The organism is Corallococcus sp. AB045, from assembly GCF_003668895.1.
GTDB lineage: Bacteria > Myxococcota > Myxococcia > Myxococcales > Myxococcaceae > Corallococcus > Corallococcus coralloides.
This window is the reverse complement of sequence record NZ_RAWN01000316.1, coordinates 1-7081: the sequence shown is the minus strand read 5'-3', so window position 1 is coordinate 7081 and position 7081 is coordinate 1. Positions and strand designations below refer to the sequence as shown.

Sequence of the window (7081 nt, the reverse complement as noted above, 5' to 3'; positions counted from 1 at the left end):
GAGGCGGCTTCGACGTCCCGCCCGTGCCTCCCGTGCGGCCCGGAATCGTCAGCTTCTGCCCGACGTAGATCTTGTTCGGATCCGCGATGTGGTTCGCCTGCTGCAACGCCCCCACCGTCGTGCCGTACCGCCCCGCGATGCCGCTCAGCGTGTCCCCGCTGCGCACCGTGTACGAAGCGCCCCCGGACGACGGCGGCTTCGACGTCACCGGCGCCGCGCCCCCACCCGCGCCCGGAATCGTCAGCCGCTGGCCCACTTGGATCTTGTTCGGGTTCGCGATGTGGTTCGCCTTCGCCAGCGCGCCCACCGTCGTGCCGTGCCGCCCCGCGATGCCGCTCAGCGTGTCCCCGCTGCGCACCGTGTAGCTGCCCGCCTTCGACGGCGCCGCCTGGAACCCGTCCGGGACCGTCAGCCTCTGGCCCACGCGGATGAGGTTCGCGTTCGCGATGTGGTTCGTCTTCTGGAGCGAAGCCACCGACGTGTTGTAGCGCTGCGCGAGGCCGCTCAACGTGTCGCCGCTGCGAACGGAATAGGTCGTCACGAATGGAACTCCGGGAAAAGATGGAATCAGTGCCCGGATTTTCGCGACGCCTGGGAATTAGTTTCCCAGGAAGACCTACTTTTCAGGTTACTGCATCTATCCGCTATTGCTGCGCCTTCGAGTCACGCAACCGTTGCTGAAGGTCGCGGGCGGCGCCGGTGTCGTGCATCACGACGAGGCTCTGCACGTAGTACGCGAGCGCCCAGAGGTTCTCCTCCGGGATGGCGCCCTTCCACGACGGCATGGCGGCGCCGCCGACGCCCGCGGCCATCACGCGGTAGAGGTCCTCGCGCTGGGCCTGCGCGGTGTACGGCTGGCCCTCCACTCGAGTGTCCTGCGGCCACACGGTGCGCAGGCGGTGGAAGAGGAAGTCTGGCGGCAGCACCTTGGCGAACTGCGTGGCCTCGCCCTTCGCGTCCACGGTGAGCGAGTAGTCCGAATCCCGCTGCAGCGCGGTGTACGGATCCGCGTTCGCCAGGTTCACCTTGCGGCCGGTGACGCTCTCCATGAGCGCGGCGAGCTCCGCTCGGGGCAGGTACGCGACGTGGCAGCTGGCGCAGCCCGCGTTGCCCTTGCCGGCCACGTGGTAGACGGTGCGGCCGCGCGCCACTGCCTCGGCTTCACGGCCCTTCCACGGGTCGTCGGACAGGGCGATGGCCGCGCCGGGCGACTCCTGCTTCCAGCGCGGACTGAAGGTCTTGAGGTACTGCACCACGGCGTCCACGTCCGCCGGAGGCACGTCCCACGCGAACATGGGCGTGCCGTGCAGGCCCCGGCGCAGCGTGCGCTTCAGCGCGTCGTCAGTGGGCAGCTCTCCCGCCGCCACGCCGCCGAACTTGTACAGGCCCTGGTGGAAGTTGCGCGGAGGAGGCCGCATCCCGGAGCCCGCCGGGCCCTGGCCGTCGCCCTTCTCGCCGTGACAGGACGCGCAGTAGTGCGTGTAGACGTCGTATCCGCGCGCCAGCGTCGCGGCGGGGATGACGGTGCCGTCCGCGAGCTTCAGGGGCTCGAAGGAGGGCGTCTCCTTGCGGCACGCGGGAGCGAGCGCCCCCAACGCGAGCACGGCGAGCACACGGAACGAGAAGCAGGGAGTGGGCTTCATGGGAGGTACACCACCGCGAAGAGGACGCTGTACATCACCGTCGAACACCACCAGCCAGGCAGGGCGCGCCGCAACGGAGCGCTTGCGTCCTGACCGCGAAGAACGCGAAGTCCCGCGCGCAGCAAGCCCACGAGCACGACCGCCAGATGCACGGCCTGCACCGCCGACAAGCCATACAGCGCGGAGGCGAAGACGCCGCTGTCGGGGATGCGCAGGTCCCGGTACCAGAACAGCACGTGCAGCCAAGCCGCCTGCGTCGCGAGGAACGCCGCCCCGGTGCCCAGCACGCCCGCCAACGTGAGCCGGCCCGGCCGCGGCTGCCGAAGCGCGACGTGCAGCAGCACGACCCCGATGACGAGGAGCCCACCGGCCAGCGCGGGGACGAGGACGCCGGGGCGCGCGGACGCGGGAGGCCAGAAGCCGCGCAGCCGGTAGAAGCCCGCGGTGAAGGCCATCGCGCAGAAGAGCATCGCCGCCGCGCCATGCGCGATGACGACCCCGAACCAGAGGTTCGCTTCGTCGCGCTGGGGGGACGTGGAGGCCAGCGTCCCGGCGGGGTCGTTCGTGCTCACAGGGCTGGACTCTCGCATGCCTGGGCCCGGCGGAAAGCACCAGGAAGCCGGGCGGCCCCCCGTCCCTCGGAGCGGCGCCCATCGACCGAATCACCTCCATGCATCACACCCGTGAGCCGGAACGGGCAATCGCGTGAGTCGCGGCGCAACGCACGATGCCAGTCCGGGCAGTGCCCACGAGCTTCCAGGCAGCGTGGCATGGAAACCCGGCGCTAACGGCCCCGCGCCTCCGGGACTGCCAACGCACGAGGCCAGCCCGGGTAGTGCCCACGGGCTTCCAGGCTTCGTGGCACGGAAACCCAGCGCCAACGGCCCCGCGCCTCCGGGCCTGCCAACGTACGAAGCCAGCTCGAGCGGGGCCCACGCGCCTCCATGCATCGTGGCATGGAAACCCGGCGCTGACGGCCCCGCACCTCCGGGATGCGATGTGTCCCTGGCTCGGCCGTGCCTCCCCCGACGCAAGAACCCCGCGTGTGTCCCGGCCCGCCGGTAGTAGCCTGTCGCGCTGACTCCGATGGAACCCGCGCCCACTCCGCTCGCAGCGCCGTCCCCGTCCGTTCCTCCTCGCGCTTCGAGGGGCCTGGATGTCTGGCCGTTGATCATCGTGGCGCTGGGCGCCTGGATGCTGCGCGCACTGGCGTTCTTCCATCGCTCCGGCGCCATGGGCTACCCCATGGACTACGACGAGGGCGTGTACTTCTCCGCCGCGTCGCTCCTGCTGCGCGGGGACCTGCCCTACCGCGACTTCATCTTCGTCCACCCGCCAGGAAGCCTCCTGCTCTGGGCTCCCGGCGCCGCGCTCACGCTGGGGCTCGACGCGGCCACCGCCTACGGCATCACCCGCTACCTCGCCGCCGCAGTGGGCGCGCTGTGCGTGTTCCTCGCCGGCCGGGTGGCCTGGCGCGCCTGGGGTCCGCTCGCGGGCTGCGTGGCCGCGCTCGCCTACGCCGCGTATCCGGAGGCCGCCCTCGTGGAGCGCGGCACCTTCCTCGAGCCCCTGCTCAACGTCCTGTGCCTGGGCTTCGCGAACCTCTGGCTCGCCTCCGGCCCCCACTCCCGAGCACGCCGCATCGGCGCGGGCGTGCTCCTGGGGCTCGCCATCTCCGTGAAGATTCCGGGGGGACTGTGGCTCATCGCCGCGCTGCTCGCGCGCCCGGGGAAGGAGTCCTGGCGTCACGCGCTCCTGCCCGTGCTCGTCGCGTTCGCCACCTTCGTCGTCGTCGTGGGCCCCCTGGCCGCGCTCGCCCCGTCCGAGTTCCTCCGCGACGTCATCACCTTCCAGGCCGTGCGTCCCCCGGATGGTGAGCTGGACCGCTGGCTGCGCCTGCGCGAGATCTTCCACGAGCGCCGGTGGGGCGAAGTCCTCCTCGCCCTCGTGGGCCTGGGCACCGCGTGCGTGCGCGCCTTCCGAGCCGCTCCGGAGCACCGCCCCGCCGCGCGCTTCTTCGCCTGCGCGTTCGTCCTCAGCGTGGTCCTGTTCCTCGCGTCACGGACCTACTGGAACCAGTACAACGCGCACCTCGCCGCTTCGGAGGCCGTGCTCGCGGGCCTGGGCGCTTCCGTGCTCCACGCCTTCAGCACCCGCTGGGGCCGCACGGCCTCACACGCCGTGGCCGCGCTCCTGCTCGCCGCCGCGTTCATTCCCGGCGCCCGGCACGTCTACCAGAGCGCCCAACTGCAGGCCCCGGACGTGGTGGCGCTCGCGAAGCACATCCGCGCGGACGTGCCTCCCAATGCGTGCCTCTTCTCCTTCGAGCCCGGCTGGGCGCTCGCGGCGGGCCGGCTCCCCATGGGCGCCACGCCCATCGTGGATGGCTACGCCACCATGCTCCAGGACGCCATGAGCACCGGCGACCGCTTCGAGACCACCGACGAGGCCCTCTCCTCCTCCGATGCCCAGCAGGCCCTGCGCATCACGCTGGGCGCCTGCCGCTTCGTCGTCCTCGGCTGGCGGGGCACCTGGCAGCTCACGCCGGAGAGCCGCCCCTGGTTCAAGCAGCGCTTCATCCGCCGCTTCCCCGAGGGCGACGCCGGCGGCGTGGACCTCTGGGAGCACCGCTAGCCGGCGCCCTCCACCCCGGGCACCGGCGGAACCACCGGCTCCGCCACGGACACGCCCGAGGGCATCGGCTCCGCCTGACCAATCCAATCGCGACCCAGTTGCTCCTGTACTTCCGGTTGCGACAGCGCATGCGGCCCGCGCAGCACCACGGCGCCAGGGCCCGCGTCCATCCACTCCAGCGTGCCCACCTGCCACGGGTTCGGCTCCGCGGCCCGGCCCCACTTGAGCGTCCGCACCAAGTTCACCACGAACACCAACTGCACCGCGCCCAAAGCGAACGCGGCCCAGCTGGTCCACCGGTTCAACGTGAGCAGGTGCGCGAGGAACGTGTACTGGTACGGGTCATAGAGCCGCCGCAGCTGCCCCGCGTAGCCCGCCACCAGCTGTCCACCGAAGACGGCGATGAACAGCACCGCGCTCAGGAGCACGTGCACCTTGGCCATGCGTTCATCCAACGCGCGCCCGTACATGCGGGGGAACCAGAAGTAGAGCCCCGCGAACACCGCGAGGAAGCTGGCCGCGCCCATCGTCAGGTGGAAGTGGCCCACCACCCACATCGTCCCGTGCAGCGGCACGTCCGTCGCCACCGCTCCCAGCGCCAGTCCCGTGATGCCGCCCAGGCCGAAGACCACCATCGTCGCCAGCGCCGCGAGCATGGGCGACGTGAGCCGCACGCTGCCCCGCCACAGCGTCATCAGCCAGTTGAGGAACATCACCTGCGCCGGCAATGAAATCAGCAGCGTCAGCACCATGAACGTGCGCCCCAGCACCGGCGCCATCCCGCTGGTGAACAGGTGGTGCGCGTACACCGCGCCGCTCAGCGCCGTCACCACGCCCATGGACCCTGCCGTCAGCCGGTAGCCGTGCGCGGGCTTGCGGCTGAAGAACGCCACGAAGTCCCCCACCATGCCCCACGCGGGCAGGATGAGGATGTAGACCTCCGGGTGGCCGAACAGCCAGAACAGGTGCTGGTACACCACCGGGTCGCCGCCCCCGCCCACCGCCGCCGCGCCCGCGATGAAGAACTGCGTGCCCGCCACCCGGTCCAACAACAGCAGCACCGTGGCCGCCGCCAACACCGGCACGAACAGCACGTTGAGCACCGCGCCGTAGAACAGCCCCCACACCACCAGCGGCATCCGGTCCCACGTCATCCCCGGCGCGCGGCAGCGCACCACAGTGACGACGAAGTTGAGCCCGTACAGGAACGCGGACACGCCCACGCACAGCACCGCCACCGTCACCAGCGTCTGCCCCAGCCCCGGCGTGAACGCGGGCGTCGCCAGCGGGGGATACGACGTCCACCCCGCGCTCGCCGGCCCCAGCCGCACCACGAACGACACCAGCATCAGCGCGCCGCCCACCGCGTAGGCCCAGAAACCGAACGGCGACAGCCGGGGGAACGCCATCTGCTTCGACCCGATGGCCAGCGGCAGCACGAAGTGCCCCAGCGCGCCGAAGAGCAGCGGCGTCACCGCGAAGAAGATCATCAAGAGGCCGTGCATCGTGAACACGGCCGTGTACGTGGGCGGCGTCAGCGCGCCCTTCGACTCGGGCAACACCCATGCGAGCCCCGGCACCGGCTGCCCGGGCCACGCCCACTGGAAGCGGATGAGCATGGCCAAGAGGCCACCTATCAGCAGGAACAGGAACCCGCCCCACAGGTACTGCCGCGCCACGCGCTGGGGGTCCGTCGTCCAGAGCGACTTCAGCAGCGCCCCCGCCTTCATGGCGTCCTCCACACCCAGCCCCAGTGGGCCGCTGTGTCATCCGGGTCGTAGCCCTGCTCCGCCTTGAGGCTCGCCTCGCGCAGCCACGCCGCGTACGCCTCCGGGGACAGCGCCGTCAGCATGCCGCGCATCCGGTAGTGGCTGGTGCCGCAGTGCTGGTAGCAGGCCACCTCCCACGCGCCCTCGCGAGCGGCCTGGAACCACGTCTGGTTCACGCGGCCCGGAATGGCGTCCAGCTTCACGCGGAAGGCCGGCAGCGCGAACCCGTGCACCACGTCCGTGGAGACCAACTGCACCCAGACGGGCACGTCCGCCGGCACGCGCAGGTCGTTCCACGTGACCACGTCGTCCTTCGTGCCAAACGCCCCGTCCGCGCCCGCGTACCGCGCCTCCCACGACCACTGGTGCGCGTTGATCTGGATGCGCACCGTGCGCGGATCCTCCGTGGGGACGCGGAAGTTCCAGAGCACGTCGTCCAGGTAGCCCTGGGAGCCCAGGAACAGCGTCCCATCCACCACGGCGAACACGCCCACGGCCAGCCCCAGCACCCACGCCCGCGAGCGCCGCGTGCCCCCGTCCGGCGCCACCTTCCGGGCACCCCGGAAGCGCAACACCGCCAGCAACATCCACCCGAGCATCACCGCCGCCAGCGCCATGTCGAAGCCGTGGCTCGTGGCCAGCAGCGCGTCGATGCGGTCGCCCGTCGCGCTCGCGTTCTCCGGCGGCGCCAGGCTCCAGGCGCCACGCGCGGGCGGCACCGCCAGGGGCGCCTGCGCATCCGGCGGCGCGACGTCGCTCGCGGACGACGGGGACAACGCCGGGGACTCCGCCATCACGGATGCTCCTGTTCCACGGGGGCCGAAGCCCGCTCCACTCGCCCCGCCCGCCAGGCCGCCCAGAGCCCCACGCCCACCAGCGCGAAGGGCACCAGCATCAGCGCCAGCAGCAGCTCGCCTGCCCCACCCGGAGACTCCGGCGCCCGGGCCGTGCACGAAGGGCACGCCAGCGCCGCCGCCGGCACCAGCCCCCCGACGAGCCCGAGCCACGGCCCGGACTTCCGGAAGAGCCTCCCCG

General features: G+C 71.6%; 7 protein-coding genes. 1 reads left to right on the top strand and 6 read right to left on the bottom strand.

The annotated features are described in order from the left end of the window. From D7Y21_RS39270 to D7Y21_RS39260, 3 genes are all read right to left on the bottom strand, one after another. The coding region (locus D7Y21_RS39270; protein ID WP_121718440.1) for a LysM domain-containing protein at positions 1-541 on the bottom strand (541 nt) is incomplete at its 3' end. 103 nt (positions 542-644) lie between these two features. Then, positions 645-1643, bottom strand: coding sequence for a cytochrome c (locus tag D7Y21_RS39265; protein ID WP_121718439.1), 999 nt, complete (start codon positions 1641-1643; stop codon positions 645-647). Beyond that, a complete protein-coding gene (locus D7Y21_RS39260) occupies positions 1640-2215 on the bottom strand; it encodes a hypothetical protein (RefSeq protein WP_121718438.1) in 576 nt (191 codons plus the stop codon). Before D7Y21_RS39260 ends, D7Y21_RS39265 begins: the two co-directional genes overlap by 4 nt. A gap of 604 nt (positions 2216-2819) precedes the next feature. Here D7Y21_RS39260 and D7Y21_RS39255 point away from each other — a divergent pair. Continuing rightward, positions 2820-4277 carry a glycosyltransferase family 87 protein gene (locus D7Y21_RS39255; protein ID WP_233612469.1) on the top strand — a complete coding sequence of 486 codons (1458 nt, stop codon included), beginning with the start codon at positions 2820-2822 and terminating at the stop codon, positions 4275-4277. On the opposite strand, the gene D7Y21_RS39250 is transcribed toward D7Y21_RS39255, so the two are convergent. The 3 genes from D7Y21_RS39250 to D7Y21_RS42085 all read right to left on the bottom strand — a co-directional run. Further along, positions 4274-6007, bottom strand: a complete 1734-nt coding sequence (locus D7Y21_RS39250; protein ID WP_121718436.1) for a cbb3-type cytochrome c oxidase subunit I — start codon at positions 6005-6007, stop codon at positions 4274-4276. The two genes, D7Y21_RS39255 and D7Y21_RS39250, sit on opposite strands and share 4 nt — an antisense overlap. Further along, entirely contained in the window at positions 6004-6840 is an 837-nt protein-coding gene (locus tag D7Y21_RS39245) for a cytochrome c oxidase subunit II (protein WP_121718435.1), read from the bottom strand. The genes D7Y21_RS39250 and D7Y21_RS39245 overlap by 4 nt, the downstream gene beginning before the upstream one ends. Then, on the bottom strand, positions 6840-7081 hold a 242-nt coding region (locus D7Y21_RS42085; RefSeq protein WP_158627423.1), incomplete at its 5' end, for a hypothetical protein. The genes D7Y21_RS42085 and D7Y21_RS39245, both read right to left, overlap by 1 nt.

Excerpts from the sequence above, each read along its gene's own strand:
- D7Y21_RS39265 (WP_121718439.1), bottom strand. The coding sequence starts at position 1,643 with ATGAAGCCCACTCCCTGCTTCTCGTTCCGTGTGCTCGCCGTGCTCGCG.
- D7Y21_RS39250 (WP_121718436.1), bottom strand. The coding sequence starts at position 6,007 with ATGAAGGCGGGGGCGCTGCTGAAGTCGCTCTGGACGACGGACCCCCAG.
- D7Y21_RS39245 (WP_121718435.1), bottom strand. The coding sequence starts at position 6,840 with ATGGCGGAGTCCCCGGCGTTGTCCCCGTCGTCCGCGAGCGACGTCGCG.